The organism is Desulfocicer vacuolatum DSM 3385, assembly GCF_900176365.1.
GTDB classification, from domain to species: domain Bacteria; phylum Desulfobacterota; class Desulfobacteria; order Desulfobacterales; family Desulfobacteraceae; genus Desulfocicer; species Desulfocicer vacuolatum.
Genome location: NZ_FWXY01000004.1, coordinates 150,059 through 172,685, shown reverse-complemented (window position 1 = coordinate 172,685; position 22,627 = coordinate 150,059). Strand labels below are relative to the sequence as shown.

Sequence of the window (22,627 nt, the reverse complement as noted above, 5' to 3'; positions counted from 1 at the left end):
TATAACAAACAGTTGTACCCTGTCAAGAAACCGGTGGTTTCTTTTTGGACGATGGAGCGGAACGCCTTCTTGGGGGGCGCCTGTTCCTTGAAGGGCGCCTGGATGAACCACCGGAGTTTCGTCTTTTTGATTTGGAAGGCTCAACACGAATTTTTCTGGGTTTGGGAAGGGTTGCCATCATGGCCTCATCCGGATATTCACAGGCCAGAGAATCACCCAGAACTTCTTCAATGGCAGGGATGTAAAAAGAGCTGTTCTCATCGGCAAAACTGACGGATATCCCCTCCGCTCCGGCCCTGCCGGTGCGGCCGATTCTATGCACATAATGTTCCGGTTCCTGGGGAAGATCATAGTTGATCACATGACTTATCCCTTCAATGTGCAAGCCCCTGGCTGCCACATCCGTGGCCACCAGAATTTTGATTTTTCCATTTTTAAAATTTTCCAGGGTTTTCACCCGCCGGGCCTGGGAAACCTCGCCGGATAAAATATCTGCGTTAAGTCCATACTCTTTACACTTGTGGGCCAATCGCCGTGTGGTGTCCCTTCTGTTAACAAACACAATGACCCTGTCAAGTTTTTCACCGTGGATGAGATTGTACAATAGAATGAACTTTTCATCCTCAGTTACGATGAACACTTTTTGATTAACGCTTTCCGAAGCCGTATGACCGGGATCAATCTCTATTTTAACGGGGTCTTTGGTCCATTGGGAGGCCAGGCGTAATATCTCAGGGCTCAGCGTGGCACTGAAAAACATGGTCTGTCGCCGGTCTTTATGGGGGGTGGCATAGATGATGCGACGAATATCGGGCAAAAATCCCATGTCCAGCATGCGGTCTGCCTCATCCAGAACCAGAATTTCCACTTTTTTAAGATTTATGATTTTCTGGCCCATGAAATCAATGAGCCTGCCCGGTGTTGCGGCAATGACATCCACATGGCGATGGGCAAGCGCCTCCTGCTGCTTTTTGTAGTCCATGCCTCCAAACACAGACACAATGCGCAACGGCGTATATCTGGCAAGTCCCCTGCCGTCTTTTTCAATCTGGATAACCAGCTCCCTTGTGGGGGCCAAAATCAAGGCCCGGGGGGTACCGCGCTCCCGTTTTCCACGAATGGGATTTCGCAACAATCTTGTGAAAATACCCACCAGAAATGCAGCACTCTTGCCGGTTCCGGTCTGGGCCTCGGCCGTGGCGTCCTTTCCCTCCAGGGCATGGGGCAGCACCTCTGCCTGCACCGGCATGGCGTACTCAAATTTTAAATCGGCAATGGCGTGCATGATGCTTAGGGGCAGTTTAAAATCATGGAACCTGGATTTTCCCTCCATGGGGGGAACCTGAAATTTTTCCAGGGTCCATCGGGGTTTCCTGCGGCGGGGGGGACGACGGGCAGGTGGTGGGGATGACGGGTCTGATTCCAATGATGATTCAGGCGTTTCAGCCGTTTTATCAAGCACTTTTCCCGGGGATGGTGAAACGGATTCCAAAGGAGGAACGCCATCCACTTTTTCTTCACTCTTTGTCCCAAACAGTCTGGCAAATAACGATGCAAAAAAACGTATCAATCACTTATACCTTTTACAAAAGGCCCTCACCGCGGCATGGGCCGTTGCAATGGCAACCCCAGATCCGCATTTCAAGCGGGTCCAGTCGCAGTGGGCCAAAATTGAACCTGCGGCAAACAGGCCGGGTGCAAAGGGCATTGACGACTCTGTCAATGGCCGAAACATTCCGTCAACCTGGAGGCCTGCACGATTTATGGGGTGTCCCCGGGGATCAAACAAATGGGGGTTGTGCCATTTTTCTCTTTTTGTCGGCTGAATCACCGGCAAATCCATGAGGGTCTCACGGATACCGGTACGTTCCGCACGCAGCCCCTTGCCCAGAAATCGCCCCGTTGCAAGGATAACACCCTTTGATTCTATTCGCTTAAGAGTCCCGGATTCTCCGGCAGTGATCTTGAATTTTCCACTGGAAAAACTCTCGACTCTTTTTACCATTTCTGGCAAAGAAAGCAAGGCATCATTTTGTTTCAGCCCCTTTAAAAAGATCTCCTGGAGACGAATACCGGGTACGGATACCGGGGGGGTGGGAATTTCAAACACAGTGACCCCCAACATTTTTTCCAGGCTTCTGACCGTTTCACAGGATTTATACATGCCCAGAAGGGCAGGAAATCCCACAGCTTCGGCGTTCTTCATCAACGGCAAAATTTTACCGGCAAGCTTTTCGCGGGTTTCGTAAATATCCAGACTCCTTGCCAGATGTTCAGGATAAACCTCCTCTTTACCTTCTGTGCCCGGAAACCGGACGGTTGCATCCCCCAGGCCCTGCCAGGATTCTCCCAGGACAGACGTAATTTGACGGGCACTGTATATCTTAAGCCCGGTGAAATCCATGAGCAGCGTGGGACAACGTTTTTCCAGGACCTTTACCCCCCGCCACATGGAAAGGGGAATCATATGACTTTTTTTCAGGGTCCCCATGGAAGTGATGATATCAACATTACGCCCGGGCGCCCGGCCATGGGGGAGCCCATGATCCCCCAGAAACCGTTGCACCGTCTCCAGGGCTGTGTCAATCTCTTTGTTGGTAATGGAAGCATAGGGATGTCCGGGCTCTTCTGATCGAACACGGTCAATGGCGGCAAAGGGCTCATCCCATTCATGTCCCGGGGGATACACCCCCATGAGATCCATTAGACCTGTGGCAAAATGGATGGAACCGCTTTTGCCTGCCAGCACCACGGAAAGCCCCTGTTCCAGGGCAAACAGGGCCGCACAAAGTCCGGCCATGCCTGCACCGATGATGGTAAGATCCGCTTTAATGGGGTCCATCTCATTTGCTTTCATGGTCACCTGCCAGTTCAAGGTCAAAAAAACCACAATGCATGGCTTCGGTCAGTTCTGCCTGTATGAGTTGCTCCCCCCAGAAAATGGGCAATTGCCCTTTCCAGCGTTCGTTTAAAAAAGCCTTGATGTCATCCACCCCATGGTTGCCGGAAAGAGCCCCCTTATCATACATGTGGGCCAGCACCCGGACACTGCAAAAGGCTCCCTGGCAGGGCCCCTTGCCCAGACGACTGCGTTTTCCAATATTTAAAAGATCTGGAATTTCATTGTTTTTTTTCAGCTCACAGGCAATGTCATCAATGGTTTTTTCAGAGATCATCTCACATTCACAAAGAATTTTATCTGTCTCACCATGGGGCTTGGCCATCCAGCGTCTGGGGGCAAGACCCGGTTCTGTCCATTTGCCTTCCATGGTGGAGGGCAAAGGTTCTGTGCGGGTGACACAGGGATTTTTATTGCCAAGTTTTTCACACGCCATGTCCGAAGTTTTTTCCGCCATGAGCCGAAAGGTGGTCAATTTACCCCCGGTGATGGTGATAAAATTATCCACACCGTCTTTTCCATGGTCCACCAGGGTAAAGCCCCGGCTGACATTACGATCATCTGATCCTCCCTCTGCCGATCCCACCAAAGGCCGCACCCCGGAATAGGCCCGGATGTACCGCACCTGTTCAAGAACGGGAATCATCCCGGCACCCTGGGATACAATGCAGTCTGTTTCTGCCACCGTGGGCACAATATCATCGGGATCATCCACCCGCCGGGAGGTGGTGCCGATGATGGATACCGTTCCCCCGGGCACCAGAATATCTCCATCCGCCGGGGGCCTGAGACGGTTGATAACCCCATTGCAGATCCTGGACTGGCTCACCAGTAAGGTGCCCATGGAACAGAGGATAGTTAAAGATGCCCCGGCCATGGCAGCGATTTGACCGGCCCAGGCCCCACCGGCATTGATCACCAATTGTGGATGTACTGTCATGATTTTACCGGATCGGCTATCTTCAAGAAAAACGGTTTCAATTTTCCTTGCTCCCATGACAAATTTAACGGCCCTGGTGTGGCAAAACAATTTTGCCCCCATTTTTTTTGCATGGGCAATATTTTCCAGGGAGAGCATAAAAGGATCAATGGCCCCGTCTTCCACCTGGTAGGCCGCAATGAGCCGGGAAGAGAGTTCCGGCTCCAGCTGTCTTGCCTCTTCAGGACTCAAAGGATTACAGGGCAATCCGTTTTTTTCACAAAATCCCGGGAAATCCGCCACATAATTTTCATCATCCCCCTCCACTGCCACAAACATCCCACCGCAGTCATCAATGCATTGGGGGGCCACGTCCCTTAAGATACGGCCCTCTTCCATGCATTCCCCGGCGCTGTGCATATCATTTGACACATACCGTGCGCCACTGTGGAGGAGACCATGGTTACCGCCGGATGCCCCTGCATTGATATCTGTCTTTTCCACCACAATTGAAGGGATACCTCTCAGGGCCAGATCCCTTGCAATGCCGGTCCCGGTTACCCCGCCGCCAATGATTAATACTTCGGTTTCCACCTGGGATGCCTCCATTGTTATGATTTTTGTGGGGTAAAACCTGTATTATTGTCCATTACCATTTGGAACATGGTTTTAGCAATATTATATTTTCAATTTCCAGGAGATGCCCTGTTATACAATGTCAAATCGCGGGCTTGGTCATAACATGGGCCATTTTGTAATAAAATTTTAGAGACAAAAATTAATAGCTGTAATTACAGCATGTTGAAGTCAAAAAATTTTATTTCACATATAGTAGCCCAGCTTATGATCACCCCCCAAATCCGCCGTTGTTGTTAAAACGATACCGGCTTTTGATAAAAGGTCATTGGGTGGTTTGATAAAGCAGTTGGCATGGAGAGAAGATGAAAAGCGATTTTGATCGGAAAAGGTTGAACAGAGGGGATAAATAAATTGGCCGGGAAAAGAGCTTCAGGAATGAGCGGCCTTGGTTGTCATTCTTTGGCAGGTCCTTTCCCCCATAGCCATTTGTCCTCTTGAGGATGCCGGGAACGGGAGCCTTGATTGTAAGTGTTCTTTTTTAGTGATGTTTTAAACAGGGTAACACGACTACTAAATTGTGTAGTCAGTAGCAAACGCCTAACTACGCCAATATGCGTTGTTTTCTGTGATAACATTCAAGTTGCTGTGTTTAAAGTCCGCATCATTGGTCATCAGAAACATGTCTTCAACTTGGCAGAGATTCACAATATGATTGTCGTTGAAATCTGTTCCAAACTGATCCTCTTGAAGCAAATTTGCCATTGAAGTTTGGTCATAGTTTGTATTTACAATATGGGAGTTTGATAAGATTTTTTGACGTACAATATCACATACCGTTGCCCACGCCTCTTTGTAGTCTTCAGTGATTCGATAGTCTCTTTTATAATTAATAGACGACAGGTTTTCTCTTTTTAGATAGTTTGAACACGCTATTTTTAGATAACGATTGATGAACTCAGACAGAATGGTCAAATCAGTATAAATCGTGTTTTCAGATCTTAAAAGAATATAAAACGCTTTGGAGTATGTATGTACAAAAAATTTATTGTATTCTCCGATTTCACAAAAAATGTATATCCAGATATTAGTATCAAAAAGTACTTTTTTATTCTTCAAATCTGGAAGGCGATCTATCCTAACATAGTGGGCCATCTAATCTTCCTCCATGATTGTTTTGATGGAGTCTTCAAGTTGATTGGGATTTGCGTAATACACTTTTGCTGTATCAATAACTCTTTTCAAACGAAGTTTGTCGCTGCTGTCCATGTCTTCCACGGACATATGCTTCTTGACTGTCTTCTCATCGTATTCACCATAAAGCTTTCCAATGGCTGTATTGAGAAATGCGGTGGTCAGCATCTCTACATTTTGAAAAGAAAGTGTTATTTTCTTATTTTTTTCAATACCCATCCGTATCTGCTTAAAAACTTTTTCTCCGTCTTCAGCGGCTACGCAAAAAGAATCTCCTACGATCGAGAATATACTAAGTTTAATTGTATCCATTAAGTTTCCTTTAAAAAATATCGTCTGTGACTTCTTTTGAAAGCATGTATTGGTTGGCATCATTGGTACATACCGATATATTAACCATTGTTCCCGGAAATTCGTTTGTAAAACTTCTAACTACTTTGCCTGTATGACTTAGTTCCCAGAAACCTTCATTAGAAACAATCTGAACCGTTCCTCTATTTAATTTAATGAATTCATGTAACAAAGCAAGACCAATTCCTCCTGAAACGTCCTTTTTTGTTGTATGCTTATCTTGAATCGCCCATTCGATTGCTTGAATAGCGCTTAAATTGGAACCAAATCTATTGTTTACAACATTCTTAATCCCTATTCCAATATCAGTTATCGTGAATATTATTTTATGTTTTTTGGGGAAAAATTGTCCACAAACAAATATTTTTTCCGTTTGACTGTGCATTTTTGCATTAATGAAAATTTCATAAATAGATTCGGCAAGTTTCCTCTTTAGAGCATCGGTCATGACTGGCAGGTCTGGCCTGCTTATGAATTCTTTGAAAACATAGTTATTAAAATATCTATCATCCTCTGTTGACAAAACTTGGTATGCTATAGCGGTATGATTATAGTCTATTGCTTTTGAATGCCCAAAATGGGAAAGAAAACCATTTCGTTTGAGAATACTTTCAGATTTTTCGGCAAAAATACGGACGGTATTTAAATTATTTTGAAATTTGGTTAATATAGCTCCTAAAACAGAGGATGAGTTTGCTGAAAACCATCCATATAAATTCACATCTATGTCTCCAAACCACTCTTCTTTATGGTTAGCATAGAGATTGATGAGCTGTTGATAGCTATAATAACTATTCTCAATTTCACATAATGTTTCAGCGCTCATAACAAACTATCCTTCACTATAGGGTAGAAACACAAAAATCTTAGTTACTCTTATAATGAAAAAAATCCAAAAACAAGTATAGAGATTTCGGGCCGCTTTACAGAATTTCTACAATTTGGTTTGCAACGTGCTTTTTTTGAATAAAAAAAGAAAACAGGTATAATCGGTTATTTTTCCGGTCAAGCCCAGATCAAACTCATCAAAAAATATCTCGGCTAACCTTTGGCATAGGAATCCCTGAATATTCCATAAAAATAATTTCCAGATCCCGTTGACTCAACCCTTCCTGGGGCCATCTAAACTGCTCCACCTTCTCAAGATAGGATAGAGCCAATTCTTTCCCCAGCCATTGAATTGCCCATTCTTCATCGTGAAATTTTTTCTGGGATGTTTTCCGGTAAGGAACAAAATAGCCTTTGGCCATCAATACCCGATAGAGTGGTATGGCTGGCTGTATCAAGGGGAGCTTTGCCTGTTTTCGAAATTTATTGATGGTTCTGGGAATGGCCAGCCCTGCGGGATCAAGATCGCCAAAATACCACAGACCTTGGGATTCCAGTTGGGCCTCAATTTCCACAATACCATCCATTTTTTCAGGCTTAGTGGCGGCTTTAAATCCTTTGCCATAAACAATGGCTGCAAAGGTCTGGGTTATTTGATTGGCCCGGCGGCAACTCTCATAGGTATTTGCGTTTTCCACAAAAAGAAGCGCCTTTCCCCGGGTATTTTGAACATCCGGGGAAAGCGGATAAAAGGGAATGGGTTCCGGACAATAAAAGCAATCCAGATCTTTCAGGGAGATGCTGCCGGAAAAAAGGCCTTGATCCTTCACCTTGTCCAACGCTTTTTCATCTCCGAATATCCGAAGCGCCCTTTCCCTTGCAGGAATCATGGGCTGATCTAAGGGTCTGTTGATCAAATAACTGTTCACTTTTTGTGCCTTTTTGCAATCATCCAATGTCATTGGACAGCAATCACCATGGATAATGGGAATCATCTTCTCAGGTTCCCAGGAAGTGCTATTTAAAATATCGTCTCGTTCCTGCTTATTCCTTTTTTTTCGTATATCTTCAGCAGTATTGACCAAGGTGACATGGTGGGGTAACTTAGTTTTGACGTCCCACTTTTTTCCCTTTGCAGCGGGTAACTTAATAACCCCTTCCCGGGCAAATTGCTCCAGTATTTGAAGCAGCTTTTTCTCAACAGCCAGATCACTGTCCTGATTTAGGGAACGATCCCTGGCGGTACTAAAAAGCAAATCAGCAGGAATTTTTTTCCTTTTTGATGTGTGAAAGAGCTCATTGAGCCCTTTGGTAATACCGGAATCAATCATTCCCGATCCTCCACATTCTGTTCAATGACCTCCAGGCAATTAAAGGGTTTGTCCCCCACCTGGAGGTGTTTGCCACTGTGGCGAATGGCCACCCGGTGCTGGAAAAGCCCCAACGATTCCCGGTCATTGATACCGGTGAAATAGATGCACTGAATGCCCATGGCCCGGGCCACCTTAAGCTGGGTGTCCAGAAAATCAGAACGGTTACAAACCCCCAGAGGATTGTCAGCAATGAGAAAGGCAGGGATACGATCATCCCTTTTGTTCCGGCGTTTTTGACGCATGGAGGTGAGAAGAGAGTAAAGAAGCACCGCCGTTGTCAAAGCCTCGCCCCCGGACCCCAGATCTTTACCCACGGGCTCATAATTTCGGCCTGTATCATCACATTTAAGCAGGCGGATACCAAACTCCTGTTTTGCCGAAGAAACCTTGAGCAGTCGGTAAAGAAGCTCCATACCCAAGGTGTCCCCCACCCTGGCAGTGACCTCTGGAATATAATTTTTCTGGATCAACTCATCCAGCCAGTTATCAATGGTTTTACGATATATCAGGGTATGCCGGGTGAAATCCAGGCGGGCACCGGCCTTTAAAATCGGCTTACCCCCATAGACAAACACATTGTCAGGCATGAGTTGTTTTGAGGCGGTCTGGAGCTTTTGGTAAGAGACCCTCACATGTTGGAACAGTTGATCCACAAGGCTTTCCACAAACTGGGCAGATCGGGACAGATCGCTTTCTATGTTGGCGGCAATGTGGCTGCATTTTTCCATGAGCTCACCGCTCTGGGTTCCCATGCTTTCCGCATCATGCCGGGAAAGTTCATCCACAATGGCCGGCAACTGCTTTCTTAAGGTTTCATCCCGAAGTTCCCCCTGGAGTCTGTCAAAGGCGCTGCCCATATTTTTCCGGCTCTTTTCCATGAGGCCTTCCATTTTCTTTCGGGAATTAAGAATCACTTCCATCTGTTTTTTGAATTTCACCGCATTGTTTATCCGGGTTTCCTTTTCCACCCGGACAAGCTCCAGCCAGTCCCCCCGGGGGGAGTTACTGTCCCAGTAAGGCACCTGCCCCGTTAACATGGCCAGGGAAAGGTTGAGTTCATTGAGCCATCGGCGATTTTTTTCCAAATCCGCAACGTGGATTGCCCCATGCTTTTTCAGCTCATTGAGCTTCTCTTCCAGGGCTTCAGCCACTTTGCCGTAGTGAAGAATCAACCCTTCCAAATCAGTATTTTCAAGATCCTCCGGGTCAATGTCTCCATGGATGCCCTGGCGGGATAAAGTTTTTAATTTTTCCTTACAGCGGGCAAGATCCCGGTCCCGGCCTTCCAGCTGCACTTTTTGCCCGGCCAGCTGTTCTTTTAGATCGGCCACAGACACTGAAAGTGCTGCCATGCGTTCATCCCGCTCCCGGCTGCTTTTTCCGGCCCATTTTTCAGCAATTTCTTCATCAAAGGAATTTTTCCTGCCATATCGATGCAAATCGTTTATATTTTTTTGAAGTGTTTCCTTCACCCGCTGCAGTTCATTCCTCAACCCGTCTATACCCAATTCACTGGCCACACGGATGGCATTGCTCTGGGCCTGTTCATGCTGCTTTCTAAGGGTAGTAAGATCCATGGACAAGGCCTGTTGAGTCTGTTCTTCATTGAGAACCATCTCCTCTGAGGCCGGGATGTCATCGGCCCTCTCCTCCAGATTTTTAAGCTCTGCCCTTTTCCGGGCCATGGCGCTGTGAATACGGGTGAGATCCTCTTCTATTTCTTTCTCCCTGTTTCGGATCTGTTTGGCAACATGGTTCATCTCCACCATTTGAATCTCTTTTTGGGAAAGCTCTTTTTCCCAGGCATCCATCCGGCCATACTGCTCAAGCCAATTCTTCACAAGTTTTACAAGTTGCTCCAAACGGGCCAGGGTCCTGTTTTCCCTATGTAAAATTTCTTCCAGCTCTTTTTTTCTGATGACCCGGGCTTCACTTTCCTTTGTCATTTCCTGGATCTTCGATCCAAGGGTAAGTATGGTCTCCCCGGCAACTGCCACATTCCGGGACAACAGTTCCACCGCAGCCATGTCAGGATATTTTTCCCGGTAATCATTGAGCATGCGCCGGGTTTTTTCCATGGATTCAAGCCTGGATAAGCGCTGGGAGATCTCTTTTTCAAGCTTTTCCTGTTTTCCGGCAAGATGCTTTTTTTGATTCTCCAGATAGTTTTTACTGTACACAATGGGGTCTTGAGGTGAAATCACGGGAAACTCAATGCCCTGTCCATCCATATCCAGGGGGGTGGATATCACCACGGGCCTGGAAAGCCAGGAAGGAACAGGAATATTTTGCACCTTCTCAATCACCCCATGGGTGGCAGCCATGATACCGCTGAACCGCCCCGGGTCACCCTCCACCACCCGGGCGATCTCCTCCGGGGTTTTATCAAGCCCGGACAGATAATCCAGAAAGGGTTTTACCTCAGCCGGAGAGAGTCCATTTGATGTGTAATGGGCAATGAGTTTTGCCACCTGCTCATCCACCACCAGGCAGTTCATGTTTTCCAGACGCTTTAATTGATTTTTCAGTTCCAGAACCTCTTCTTGAAAAACCTGTGTACCCGTGCGGATCCGGGCCATGGATTCCCCAAGGCGTGTGGCAAGCTCGGCCTTTGTGGGTTCAAAGGTTGCAACACCTGCGATGCGTATGAGATGGACATCGCCAAGCAGGATTGTCCTTTGGGCCTTTTCATCTGCCATGGATTTTTCAGCCTGTTTCAGAACTTCCTCTTCCTGGATCTGGGAGCGCTGCAATTGATTTAAGCGCTCTTGGCTCTTGTTTTGCAAATTCCCAAGGTCACCAAGTTGATTGCCGGTCTGCTCCAAGTTTTTTTCACAGTCATGGAGTTCTTTCTCCAACCTTGCCAGGCTCTGCCCGGGCGCTTCTCCGGGGGGAAGTGATAAATTTTTCCGGGCCATGACAGCACCGTTAATCTGGGTGGTGATACGGACAATATCACCATTCAAGGTGGATATTTTTCTGTCCTGCTCCAGGCGTTGTTCTTTTAAAGCGTTGTGCTTATCCCGGGTGACCTCTATCTCTTTTTCCATGGCAGTAACAGCAGAGAGGGATTCCATCTGCTGGCTGTTTAACCGGATATGGTACTGGGCCGCCCGGAGATCCACCTGACGTTGCGCAGGTTCCAGGTCAGAGGTCCTGCGGGCCAGAATTTTATCCTTGGACTCCACCTCTGCCTTGAGCTGTCTCTGGGAAGCCATATACTCTGCAGCCTTAAGTGCCATCTTTTCATTTTGGCATTTTTCCAATTTTTCATCTGCTTCCCGGATCAAGCCTTTGAGCTTATGGCTTTCCCGGCTGTGGCCGACCTCTTCCACCTGCACTTGATTGGCATGGGCTGTGTCCCTGGCATCTCTTGTCTCTTTTTGCCTGTCCCGATTATTTTTCACTGCAGCGTCTGCCATTTCAAGGGCCATGTCTGCCTCTTTCCGGGCAGAACTGAGACGATGTGCCCCTTCCCCCAGCTGCAAGGTGTAATTTCCCATATCCTTGTGGGCCTTGCGCCACTCCCGGCCCATATCATGGAAATCCGCCATATTTTTTTTAAGGGATAACACCGCATCCAGCTGTTTTTTCTTTTCAGGACGGTTTTTCATCTTTGCAATGGTCTGGGCCGTATTTTTCCTGATGTCCATGGCAGCATCAAGGTCCGAAACGCACCCCAGAAAAAAACTGAGAAAATCAGCCTCACTTTTAAATTTAAAGGAATCCTTGATCCCCCCTTCACTGCGGGAAAAATCCACCTGACGGTTCACAAGCCAAGGGTCAAGCCCCAGGGATTCAAGTTTTTCCTGCCATTCCTTCTGGCTGGCAGTCTGATGAACCTTGCCGTTTAAAAACTCTTTCACCGCAGTGTGGGGATGATTGGCATTGGAAAGCGTGTCCCATTGCACACGAAGCGTGTTAAAAAACTCATAATCTCCTATAAAATAGCTTCGCTCAATATGATCCGGGGTGGTTTTCTTTCGATGGAGAAGTTGACCCAACACCAGGCGTTCCCGGGGTTGAGACTCAAAAAGGGTGGGGTCCAGATCCATGGATAATTCCAGCATCACCAAAGAAGGTCGGTCAGGTACCAGATATTGATCCAGTGTTTTGTCGCCACTGGACTGGAGATATTGCACAAAACGACGGCGATCAGGAACAAAAACAGAGAACAAAAAGGAGAGCAAAGTGGTCTTGCAGGAGCCGTTGGCAGCAACAATGATACCATGCTCTGCCTGTTCATTTTCTTTGCAAATGGGGAAATAACCGTTTCTGAGAATGTTCTCCCCGGCCACAAGATCACTGACAAAAAATCGACTTAACTTATACATGGGGCACCTCGCCGGGGGCAGACCGGGGGAGTTCCCGGGAATCATCCCCAGGGAGAATGAACATTTTTTTCTCTGCCACAAGCTCTCGAAAGGCATGAAAAACATACACAGATGCCGTACGCATGGCACTCTGGTAAGCGGGTGTGGGTCGGTACTCCATCTCTTCTTCCCCCTCTTCCCTGAATTCCAGCAGATATCCTGTGGCCACCATCTGTTCCAGCACCCGTGTGATTAACTCAAGCCAGCTGTTACCCCCCACGGCCCGCTTGCTGTCGGGATTTTCTTCGGGAAGTTCCCTGAGTCTCCGGGCCGCCGTTCTCACCTCTGGATGGAGAATTTCATCCTCAGGGTCCATGGTCTCTTCTGCCTTGGCAAAAACCCGAAGGATCTCAATGACATCACCGGAAACGATGACCCCAAGATCCTCCACCGGGGCATCCAGATCCGACTCTGTGGGGAAAAACGCCGTGGCCACGGCACAATGCACACAAAGAAGTTCTCCGGCTTTCAGGGGGGTTCTACCCAACATTTTGCCATAATCCGTAAGGGTGGTGGCAAAAAAACTGGCACCATTCCGGGCGGACAGGCGAAGGCCCTGGGGTTCCACCTCCAAAAGCTGGAGTTCCATGGCCCGGATATTTTCCATCACGGCCCGGTGAAAGGTATCCTCGGCCTGGAAACGCTGGAGCAACTCCATGAGCTCTGTCTGATGGTCGTTGATAATTCGTTTATTGCCGTTGCTGTATGCCAGACTCAGATACACAAGGCGGCTGATTTCGTAAATATTTTCCATGGTGATGTCTCTATGTTTTATGCCGGGAATGGGTCGGCGGTGTTGTTCAATGGCCCAATTAACAGAACCCCCGACGGGTAATGGGATCGGTCAATTGGGCGCCTACAACCTCGAACCTAATGATTAATGATATCAGATACTTTAATTCACCGGCACCAGCACCAGGTGATCTCCCCGGTAACGTCTGCCCCCGGGCAGATCAATGGAGATGTATTTATCCCGGGAACCCAGTTTCACCTGGAATCCGTTTCCCTGGCCGGTGCGATGATCCATGATGGACTGAAATACGGTCAATGCCACAGCCATGGGCAACAACGGGGCATCTTCCTCCAGGGCCGCCTCATTTAAGAGATCTTCCAACATTGTTGCTTCGCAGGTTCGCACGCGATTGAGGATCATATCCCGGCCACGTTTCATGAGGGGTTCTGTGAGTTCCGCCTGGTAGTGGGCAATGGATTCTCCGTCAATCTCCTGAAGGGGTGAAGACTTGTCCCCTGTGGTACTGCGGCGCTCCAGGGCCTGGCTGATGGTATCAATGATGGCACCCGGATCAAACAAAGATATCTGCACCGGAGGATCAAACATGGCAATGAACTCCCTGCCCACTGCGGCGGCATCCCCTTCCGGCATACAACACACCCTGCGCAACACCTCTTCCATGGAAGGTAAAACGCCAAGCGTTCGCTTCCTGAACAATTTATAGCTGTTCTGATGATAATCATCGGGAAGACGTTGCAGTTCTCTCACCAGTTCCATCTGGCGCCGGTTCAGCTCCTTAAGATGCCGGGCCAGTTGCAAAAGCTTTAATTCCTGATCTTTGTTTTCAGTGACCTGGAGGTTATCCAACACCATGTGATGGAGACGGCCACTCTCATTCTGGATCTGGGTGGCCTGCCCTGCCCCCTGGTCGGCCATGGTGTTAATCCGGTGAAAATCAATGGAATGGATGTTTCGCTGGATGGCCCGGCGGGTATTGCGTATGTCATGGGCCTTGCGGGTGCATTGCTTGTTGTTCTGTTCTGCCACAGAAATGGCATCATCAACGTTGCCCCGTTCAATTAGAAGCTTGATACGCAGATTTCCAATGGCCGTGGAATCCAGGGCACTTGTTTCATGGAGACCAAAATAAGCTGCGTATCCCTCATCTGTAAGAGAAAATAATGTTTCCTGCCCCTTACCCGTGTAAACAGCCTTGATCAACCAGAATTTTCGATGATTAAACCTGCCCACAATTCCGTCATAATAACGATATTCAAAGGGGAGATAACGATTTTGTCTGTTCACCAAATGATCAAATACTTTTTTTAAAAGGGCGTAAAGGGCCTCATGGGAAAATGCTTCAGTTGACAAAAGCTGCTTTTTAATGGCTGGCATCACCTTTTCCAGCACCTCTTTTCTGCTGGCCCCCACATGGTATTCGGTGAGCTCAGACACACTGTCCAAAATGGCAAAAGCCACCCACATCAGATCCACAAAATCTCGTATATCCGCGCCTTCTTCTTCTGTGTTGAGTCTGCGGGCTTCCAGCTCATAGATGGGCCGCATGATCAAACTTGAATGCACCACACGGGTTACATCAGATTCCCGGGTTCTAATTACCTGTATTGTATCCGCTTCCAAAAAATCAATCTCCCCGGCCACTGGAGAAACCAACTCCATTTGATCCTTTTGCATGGATCAGACCACCATTTTGTTAATGATGATCTTATGGGCTTTCCCAAAAACCATGATCTCTTCGGGCTTACACTCCCCCTTAAGATAGGTGTCCAAAAATTCCGGGGTGGATAACATATACAAAATATAAGACATATGGCCGGAGTATCCGGTGATATCCAACTCCTGCAGCGCCTTAATGGTGAGCTTGGCATCTTCCATGACCTGTCGGCTGACCATGGGAGGATTTTGTCTGGTGCACACATGGGTGGAGTAAATTCTCCGGCATGAAAAAGGGCGATCTTCATAAATCATGCAGGCATTGTTTTTCATTAAAAAAGGACAAGGCACCACAATACCCTTTTCTCTTTTTTTGATCTCCTGCTGGAACGATTTGGTTAGACTTTTCTGCCGGGATCTTGGCAATGCCTTCATGGCATCCCTTATGGCAAACCCTTCAAGGGTGGTGATATCAATGCTTCCTGCCTCTTTACAGCAAAAACCACACCCTTTTTCACAGGCCTGTTCTTTTTTGGCTTCATTGGCTTTTTGGTCAAATTTTCTGTAAATATCTTTTAATTTCGATACTTTTGCTTTTATCATTTCCAAATTCATTCCCATACGGATAGATATCCCTTGGCATTTTCATATGAAATACTCCGCAAATGAGGGGCGTATTTCAAGCTTTGTTGTGGGCAGCACCGGATCAAAATACGGTCTGTGGCAGTTATTAAAAATTCATTTTGTAGCACATTTCATGGCCCATGCAAATTGCAGGATCAATTATCTTCACGCAAAATCCTCCCTTCCCCTGGATAAACAGATCTATCTTCTTCCGGGATGGGGTGTTTAACTTTCGGCCATCTGTTTTTTTGTGGTTCAGCCCCTTCAAGGGCCAGGGTGGATGGACTGGCATCGACCATTTTGGGATGCTTTCGGAGATTCACTTCTGGAATTGCGTAGCTGAACTCAATGGGAATATGATTGGGATCAAAGGAGTAGATGGAATGAATAAAACCGTGATCAATGACCTCGGATACCCAAAAGCCCGCGGCTTCAAGTTTTTCTTTCAACGACCAAAGATCTTCCCGGGATGCAACCCCAATGGAAACATGGTCAAAGGCCAGTGGAATTTTCACCGGTGCCCCATGGTCTTTTTCAGGAATTTTTTTAACATCAGGCCATTCAAAAAAAGCGATCATATCATATTGTGAAATTTCAAAAAAATAGTGGCGGTATCCCGGATGCCCAAGACCCGTAACAAGGCGCATGCCCAGAAGATCTCTCCAAAAAGCAATGGTCATGTCCATATCTGCCGTGGCCATGGCCAGATGGTTAATACCGGTATAGGACGCGCCTGGTATATTTTTATTTTCCATAGTTGCCCCCTGGTGTCACTTTTAAAATAAGCATACCCCATATTTTTCCAATTTCTCCGCAGCATTCTGTCTGATAATAAATCCACTCGGGCTGAGTCAAATCAAAAATTGTTGAACGGCATTGTTGAATCTATCTGGTTGATCAAAAAAAGGAATGTGACCGGCGCCTTCTATTAATTGAATTTTTGCATCAGGCATGAAGCGATGGGCCTTTTCAGCATGGGAGATGGGAAATAATTTTTCTTCAGTTCCCCATATTATCAAAGTTTTGTGATGAATTTTACTTAATACTTCCTTCGAAATGGGTCTGGTAGCTTTGCCTGCACCCAGCCAGAAGACAAGCTTGCTTCTTAATTTTCGCAATAAGGTTAAGGAATACTGGGTCCAGTTTTTATCAATTTTATCTGTATTATGAATCAAAAATCGATTTAACCACCGGGTAGAAAACAAAGAGGGGAAGGTGTTATTCCAGATAAACCCCCATACGGCCCCCAATGGTAATTCATTACCAAGACTTCCTGAATCTGCAAGCACAAGCTTGTCCACTCGTTCAGGATAATCATGGGTAAATTGCAGGGCAATTGATCCTCCCTGTGAATTGCCGACAAGGTCAATTTTTTCTAAGCCCAACACATCAAGAAAGTTCTTCAGCCATAATACAAAATAGGGCCTGCCATAAGAGGCAAAAGGTTTGTCGGACTCGCCATAACCAACAACATCCGGCGCAATCACCTTAAAATCAGTTGCAAGGGCTCCAATCACCGGATACCAGCTAACGGCACCGGCAGCGTTATTGCCATGAAGTAAGAGAATCGTCTTCCCCTTACCGGCTGTAAGATAATGGGTTTTCACGCTTCCGACGTGAACAACCTTTTCTTCCACCGAGGCGCCCATTGATTTGATAATTTTTTCACGTAAACGCAATCTACTTACTCCCATGAAGGATATTGTTTCGGTTTAACGCCTTTTGGGTGATCATTTTCAAAATCCAAGCTCTCTTGCAGTGCAAGATGGACGTTTTCTAAAATTGATGAAGCATCTATTGCAATCGTGCACTCCCATTCCTTGCATAAGCACCAAAAATGAATATTGCCTTTATTCTCCAGCTCATCAATATTTCTGTTTTTAAAATTCACCTTATACCAGTTAATGGCACTGGGTGAATCAGAAAATTTTGGTATCTTTCATTTTCCGTTTTACAAATTGTGCAGTCATAATATCTTTTTGCGAAGCTGGAAAAATTTATTTCAAAAAAAGACTGTGAGCAACATCCCATTGGGTGTAATTTAAAATTTACAAAAAATCAAAATATCGGTGGGAATATGTTGGTCACAGATATTAACCTATTTACCAAAATATATTTTTACAGGAAAGATTTTTTTTACGCCAATAAGATATAACTGAAGCTGTCCAAATTCACATTGCAGTTATCCTATTCATGGCTATTGAAATCCAAACTAAGGTAAAACAAAAACTAACATGAATCAATTTAATCTGATAACAGGCGCAGGGAAAATGATGCTCACGAACCATTTAAAATCCATGGGCAAATCCCTGGGGGTAGAAAAAAATATCTTCAACGGTGCAGTTGACATTCACTGGGACCGTCTGGACCGGGGAAAAAAGGAAACCATCTTATTTATCCATGGTTTCAGTGATACCAAGGAAACTTTTTACGCAATTGCCAGACCATTATCCCAAAATTATAACATTATTCTCCCCCAGCTTCCCGGATTTGGAGACACAGAAAAGCGGCAAGATCTTCGGTATGGGGTTCTGGATTATGTCAATTGGCTCCAGCCGTTCCTTTTTTCACTGGCAAATAAAAAAGTGCATCTGGTGGGTCACTCTCTGGGTGGTGCCATCGGTTCCTATCTGGCAATTAAATGTCCGGAAAAAGTAAACTCCCTGACCCTGGTCAGCTCGTCCGGCTTTTTACTGGAAAATTACAATACTTTTTACGATGAATTTCTGGAGGGAAATTCTCTTTTTTTCATTAACAGCCCTGAAGATTATGAAACCTTTGTCAACCGAATTTTCCACAGAAAAATCAAGGTTCCCTGGCCTGTCAAACAATTTATGATGAAAGAAAAAATGGATAATCGTGAATGGTACAGAAAAATATTGACAGATATGTCCCATGAAATGCTGGACAGTGAGTTTGGGGGAGGATTAAAGACATTACTCAAAAAAACCCCTTTTCCGGTGAACATCATCTGGGGAAAAGAAGACAGCCTTTTTCCCTGTCAAATGGCAGAAGATGCCTGGCAAAACATCCCCGGCTGCACCTTGAAATTATTGGAGCAGGTGGGCCATGCGCCTCACTTGGAAACCCCGGGACAATTTGTTAAAATTCTTAAAAGCCTGTTTAAAAATCAGGGAATCGAAATAGAATCTAATGGGAGCGAGAAGTAAGATGTCCTTTCGGCAAGTACGCGTGGCGAAACTTTTTTCAGTGTTATAATCTCACCATATTAAAGAGTTAATGGATTTCAGCATCATGAAGACTGAGTCCAAAACCTATTGATTTCGGCTTCATTGGGAGGTTTACGAAGTGATCTCCCAAATCCGTTATAATCAAAAACTATTTTAATCCAGGGATCATTACGCTGTACAATAAATGTCTACAATCGTTGTAAAGCTGAGGTTACTATAAGTAAAGTTTATTAATTTTGAAGTTAATTCCTAAATCTCTATTGTCTTTACTGGTATTAAGTTTGTAAGGATTAAAGGTATCTTCGATATGTAAACTAATTTTATGTTGCCCTTTAGGTATTGAAATTTTTTTTTGGTACCATTTAAAAGGTTCAATCATGCTAGATTCAAAATTCTCTCCATCTATTAGAATTTCAAATCGATACAGCTGCTTTTTAGGATTATTTGTTAAATACCGAATTTCAAACTTTTCATCCTGAACACTCTCAATTTCAATTTCTCCCGTTTTTCCTTTTGACCAAGCATCTTTATATCTTTTTTTATAGACATAATTTCTTAATAATTTCATTCTACTCGTAAAAATATCACGAACTTCAGCATCATTTTTTTTGCTGTCTAACACTTTGGTGTTAACCAACATCGTTTTATCTATAGATTTAACAACAATATCCGATCCCAGCTGTCCCATGGCCAAACAATACCCTTTTTTATCCTTTATAGCCGTGTCCAAGTAAGAAATTTTGCGACATTCATCAATCCAAATAAAGGGAGTGGTGGGATTAAAATTAACAAGAAAAGATGTCAATTTTTTAAAATCATTAAATTCAAAATAGGGTCGAACTTCTCTGTTTTTATTTATTTCAAGGAGAAGAGGATATTTATAGGTGGTGCTATTAATGGTTATTGTTTTTGCTGTATTGTTAATAAAAACATGTGTCCCTATTTTAGGATTATTCCAGAATTTTTCAATAACAGGTCTCCATCCCACTAATTTTTTTTTATAATTTTCAAATTCTACGCTAAGAGAATTTAAATGGCTCTGCAAATTACGCCCTAACCCTAATGCAGTATCATAACCGAGAGAACTAAGTATCGTTGCTGCTACATCAGCCAGGCTGCCTTTTTTATCAATGACCCGTGCTGTCTCATTTCGAGGATCAATAATCATGAAAAGATTTTTTCGATCTCCTTTTTTCAATATAGCAGTGGCACCATTTTTCATAGCCAGATGATCGGAACTCAATACAACCACAGTGTCTTTTCCAAACTTTGAAGCTTGAATTTTTCGAATAAAGCGTGAAATGATATAATCAGTGCATGCTACGGCATTTAACATTTCATTGGATCCATCAAGATATTTAATATCTCGACAACTTTTATTCAAATATCCATCCGGACCATGAGTATCCAAAGTTAATGTGAATATGGCAAACCTGGTTTTACTTTCTGAAAGAGCCATAAAATCTTCATATATAATATCAAACAGGGTGTCATCATAAAGTCCCCAAGGTGATACATTGTTTTTATCCTCCAGATGAGGTAATAGCTCTTCACGTCCCTTGACGTCGATGAATCCATGTGTGGTATATAATTTTCCTTTACCTGCAAACTTTAATGATGCCCCACCCCTATACACCAATGTGTATTTTTGAGATGCAAGAAAATCTCCCAGGCAAACGGCACCCTCATAAAATCGTTCCATACCATTCATGCTGTTGCCGCCGGACGGTGTAAAAAGAGGTATCCCGCATTGTGAAGTTATCATACCACCAACGGTAAAATCATCTGCTATTATCTGATTTATATTGGAAAAAGAGATATTTTCCTTCTGGATTTGTTTTAAATTGGGAACGAGCCCGGGAAAAAGTTTTTCATCAAAATAAGTCAACTCCAGACTCTCGGCATAAATATAAATCAGGTTGGGATGCGTCTTGGTCTTCGCTTCAGATTTGGGAAGTAGATAGTATCGGTTGAAATCCTCTTGAAGAGCGGCCATTTTTTCATCACCAATATATTTTGCAGAACCTGACGATTTAAAAGGAAAATCAAAGTAGTTGAGATGGGCAAATAAGGAGCGAGGAGTAGGATTCAACATAAATGCAATACAAAAAAATAGAGCGCACATTATCGCTCTACCTATATTATAGGGAGGAATTTTGTAATCAGCTTTTCTTGTCTTGTAATAAAAAAATGAAGCTACAACGCCAAAAAGAAAAAAGACAATACCGACAAAAGTAATCTTATAAAATTCCTTAAACCCAGCACCACCCAGCCCGTAGAAAATGTGGTATATAACAGCATCATTGATACCTTCCCCGGTAAAATAATCTGCTACCCAAAATATATCGAGTGAAAACAAATATGCAAAAATCACAATTGAAAAAAACAATCTTTTTTTTCGTGACTGCCCGTGATGGATTGAAAAATAAATAGCGATAAGAAAAAAAACAATAGATGCTAATATATAATCCATAAAATTATTATCCCTTCGATAAATGACAAACAATCATTCAATTACTTACTTGGTGGTAAAAAATCCGTATAAATTTCTGAAATTCCAAATTTGTTAATGTATTTTTCTTTTTCTTGAGTTGTATTTACAGTATGCACATATGATGGGATTTGCCTTTTTTTTAACTCCTTTGGTAAAGTTGATTCAGCTCTTGACTTTGGCATTGTCACAGCAAATGGAGTAGCAAAATTCTCAACCCAATTTAAGACTTCATCATTGCTTCCACGATATCTATAGAGTGTCCATATCATCTTTTCAAAACCTAAGCCCTTAATTTTTTCAAAATTTTCAGGATTATAGACTTGCGGAATAATTCTTGTTTTAGCGTTAGGAAGTATTTCTAACATAATCTTTAACGCCTCAATATTATTTTCCTTTACATCAGTTATAATAATGGCGGAGGGATTCATCTTCATCCACTCGGATAGGCTGCAAGCAGTACATTTTTGAAATTCAGATTTATTTTTTACTAAATAATTAAATTCATCTAAAGTTAATTTTTTATTTCTTTCAAATCCAAACGATCTCTTAAAACTTTGCTTCCAATCATGAAGACAAACCAACTTATCATCTGCTGTAAATGAAAAATCAATTTCAAAATATTGAAATTTTTTTTTTAGATTACTATTCAAGGCATCAATAGAATTGGTATATTTTTTATTATTAATACCTCCCCCTGCATGAGCTACTCTATGAGCGATAAAATTATTTGGTAAATTACACAATTGCTCAACCCTGTAAACAATAGTTACATACTCTTGGGCTATTTTTTCAAAAAAATCAACAAATCGTTCAAAATATTCAGCAGAGTAAAAAATATCATCTGTAACATAATTGGAAACTTCCATCTTATTACTGAATTGATCCTGTGAGTTGTCAATATTTGCATATTCCTGGGCTGCGTTGATTATCGAAACAATAACTTCTCCCCTTGACTTCCCTTTCCGAAGCTCCTCAACCCAGTAGGCAATACCATTTGGATCATCAACAATGGTTTTCCCCAAACTAGTTTCATAGATATGTTCAATAAAGTTTTGATCATCATTCATGGTTATACCGAAATAATCTTTTGCTGCATTTGTGCCCAACATGGCATTTGCTGTTGAAATCATATCCTTCTGATTTATCAGCCAGTAAACCTTGTCATCTCCTTCTGAGGCTCTGCCAAAAATGTAAACAGAAAGTTGGGAAACCTGGATTTGAGACAATAAGCCATCAGATGCGGTTTTATCTATCATTGATTCGCAGATATTGAGATCCGAACTGTAAACAAAACTTAACAATGTGAATTGGAAAAGAACGAGCAGAAACAGGATCATAAGTGACTTTAAATTTTTCAAAACGCTCCTTTGAAGACACATTTATTCCAAATATGATAAA

18 protein-coding genes are annotated in these 22,627 nt (G+C 44.1%); 2 read left to right on the top strand and 16 right to left on the bottom strand.

Annotation, left to right across the window (positions count from 1 at the left end):
- Window positions 1–22 precede the first annotated feature (22 nt).
- From B9A32_RS05400 to B9A32_RS05350, 11 genes are all read right to left on the bottom strand, one after another.
- Window positions 23–1,570 (bottom strand): DEAD/DEAH box helicase, encoded by a 1,548-nt coding sequence (locus tag B9A32_RS05400; protein WP_084067359.1) that lies wholly within the window; start codon window positions 1,568–1,570, stop codon window positions 23–25.
- On the bottom strand, window positions 1,571–2,857 hold the full coding sequence (glpB, locus tag B9A32_RS05395; protein WP_084067358.1) for a glycerol-3-phosphate dehydrogenase subunit GlpB: 1,287 nt from the start codon (window positions 2,855–2,857) through the stop codon (window positions 1,571–1,573).
- Window positions 2,844–4,427, bottom strand: coding sequence for an anaerobic glycerol-3-phosphate dehydrogenase subunit GlpA (gene glpA / locus B9A32_RS05390; protein WP_139795721.1), 1,584 nt, complete (start codon window positions 4,425–4,427; stop codon window positions 2,844–2,846). The genes glpB and glpA overlap by 14 nt, the downstream gene beginning before the upstream one ends.
- 567 nt (window positions 4,428–4,994) lie before the next feature.
- Window positions 4,995–5,549: a PIN domain-containing protein gene (locus B9A32_RS05385; protein WP_084067357.1), complete on the bottom strand. Its 555-nt coding sequence runs from the start codon at window positions 5,547–5,549 to the stop codon at window positions 4,995–4,997.
- Window positions 5,550–5,900, bottom strand: coding sequence for an STAS-like domain-containing protein (locus tag B9A32_RS05380; protein ID WP_170923714.1), 351 nt, complete (start codon window positions 5,898–5,900; stop codon window positions 5,550–5,552).
- Window positions 5,901–5,910: 10 nt separating this feature from the next.
- A complete protein-coding gene (locus B9A32_RS05375; RefSeq protein WP_084067355.1) occupies window positions 5,911–6,765 on the bottom strand; it encodes an ATP-binding protein in 855 nt (284 codons plus the stop codon).
- 199 nt (window positions 6,766–6,964) lie between these two features.
- A complete protein-coding gene (locus tag B9A32_RS05370) occupies window positions 6,965–8,098 on the bottom strand; it encodes a Wadjet anti-phage system protein JetD domain-containing protein (protein WP_084067354.1) in 1,134 nt (377 codons plus the stop codon).
- On the bottom strand, window positions 8,095–12,474 hold the full coding sequence (locus B9A32_RS05365) for a hypothetical protein (RefSeq protein ID WP_084067353.1): 4,380 nt from the start codon (window positions 12,472–12,474) through the stop codon (window positions 8,095–8,097). Before B9A32_RS05365 ends, B9A32_RS05370 begins: the two co-directional genes overlap by 4 nt.
- Entirely contained in the window at window positions 12,467–13,267 is an 801-nt protein-coding gene (locus B9A32_RS05360) for a hypothetical protein (protein WP_084067352.1), read from the bottom strand. The genes B9A32_RS05365 and B9A32_RS05360 overlap by 8 nt, the downstream gene beginning before the upstream one ends.
- Before the next feature lie 141 nt (window positions 13,268–13,408).
- On the bottom strand, window positions 13,409–14,941 hold the full coding sequence (locus B9A32_RS05355; protein WP_084067351.1) for a hypothetical protein: 1,533 nt from the start codon (window positions 14,939–14,941) through the stop codon (window positions 13,409–13,411).
- A 3-nt stretch (window positions 14,942–14,944) separates the two neighbouring features.
- Window positions 14,945–15,523, bottom strand: coding sequence for a YkgJ family cysteine cluster protein (locus B9A32_RS05350; protein WP_139795720.1), 579 nt, complete (start codon window positions 15,521–15,523; stop codon window positions 14,945–14,947).
- A gap of 46 nt (window positions 15,524–15,569) precedes the next feature.
- Here B9A32_RS05350 and B9A32_RS21560 point away from each other — a divergent pair, with 46 nt between their 5' ends.
- Window positions 15,570–15,773: a hypothetical protein gene (locus B9A32_RS21560; protein ID WP_212637770.1), complete on the top strand. Its 204-nt coding sequence runs from the start codon at window positions 15,570–15,572 to the stop codon at window positions 15,771–15,773.
- Here B9A32_RS21560 and B9A32_RS05345 read toward each other — a convergent pair.
- The 3 genes from B9A32_RS05345 to B9A32_RS21050 all read right to left on the bottom strand — a co-directional run bounded on the left by B9A32_RS05345 (window position 15,700) and on the right by B9A32_RS21050 (window position 17,435).
- Complete coding sequence (locus B9A32_RS05345; RefSeq protein ID WP_084067350.1) at window positions 15,700–16,299, bottom strand: VOC family protein; 600 nt, start codon at window positions 16,297–16,299, stop codon at window positions 15,700–15,702. The two genes, B9A32_RS21560 and B9A32_RS05345, sit on opposite strands and share 74 nt — an antisense overlap.
- 96 nt (window positions 16,300–16,395) lie before the next feature.
- Entirely contained in the window at window positions 16,396–17,223 is an 828-nt protein-coding gene (locus B9A32_RS05340) for an alpha/beta fold hydrolase (protein WP_170923713.1), read from the bottom strand.
- Window positions 17,224–17,228: 5 nt separating this feature from the next.
- Window positions 17,229–17,435 carry a hypothetical protein gene (locus tag B9A32_RS21050; protein ID WP_139795719.1) on the bottom strand — a complete coding sequence of 69 codons (207 nt, stop codon included), beginning with the start codon at window positions 17,433–17,435 and terminating at the stop codon, window positions 17,229–17,231.
- 343 nt (window positions 17,436–17,778) lie between these two features.
- Between B9A32_RS21050 and B9A32_RS05335 the strand changes: the two genes are divergently transcribed.
- Window positions 17,779–18,714 carry an alpha/beta fold hydrolase gene (locus B9A32_RS05335; RefSeq protein ID WP_084067348.1) on the top strand — a complete coding sequence of 312 codons (936 nt, stop codon included), beginning with the start codon at window positions 17,779–17,781 and terminating at the stop codon, window positions 18,712–18,714.
- Between the two features lie 235 nt (window positions 18,715–18,949).
- Here the strand turns inward: B9A32_RS05335 and B9A32_RS05330 are convergent, their stop codons facing one another.
- Both B9A32_RS05330 and B9A32_RS05325 read right to left on the bottom strand, forming a co-directional pair.
- Entirely contained in the window at window positions 18,950–21,208 is a 2,259-nt protein-coding gene (locus B9A32_RS05330; protein ID WP_084067347.1) for a sulfatase-like hydrolase/transferase, read from the bottom strand.
- Between the two features lie 41 nt (window positions 21,209–21,249).
- Window positions 21,250–22,485, bottom strand: a complete 1,236-nt coding sequence (locus B9A32_RS05325; protein WP_170923712.1) for a glycerophosphodiester phosphodiesterase family protein — start codon at window positions 22,483–22,485, stop codon at window positions 21,250–21,252.
- Window positions 22,486–22,627 lie beyond the last annotated feature (142 nt).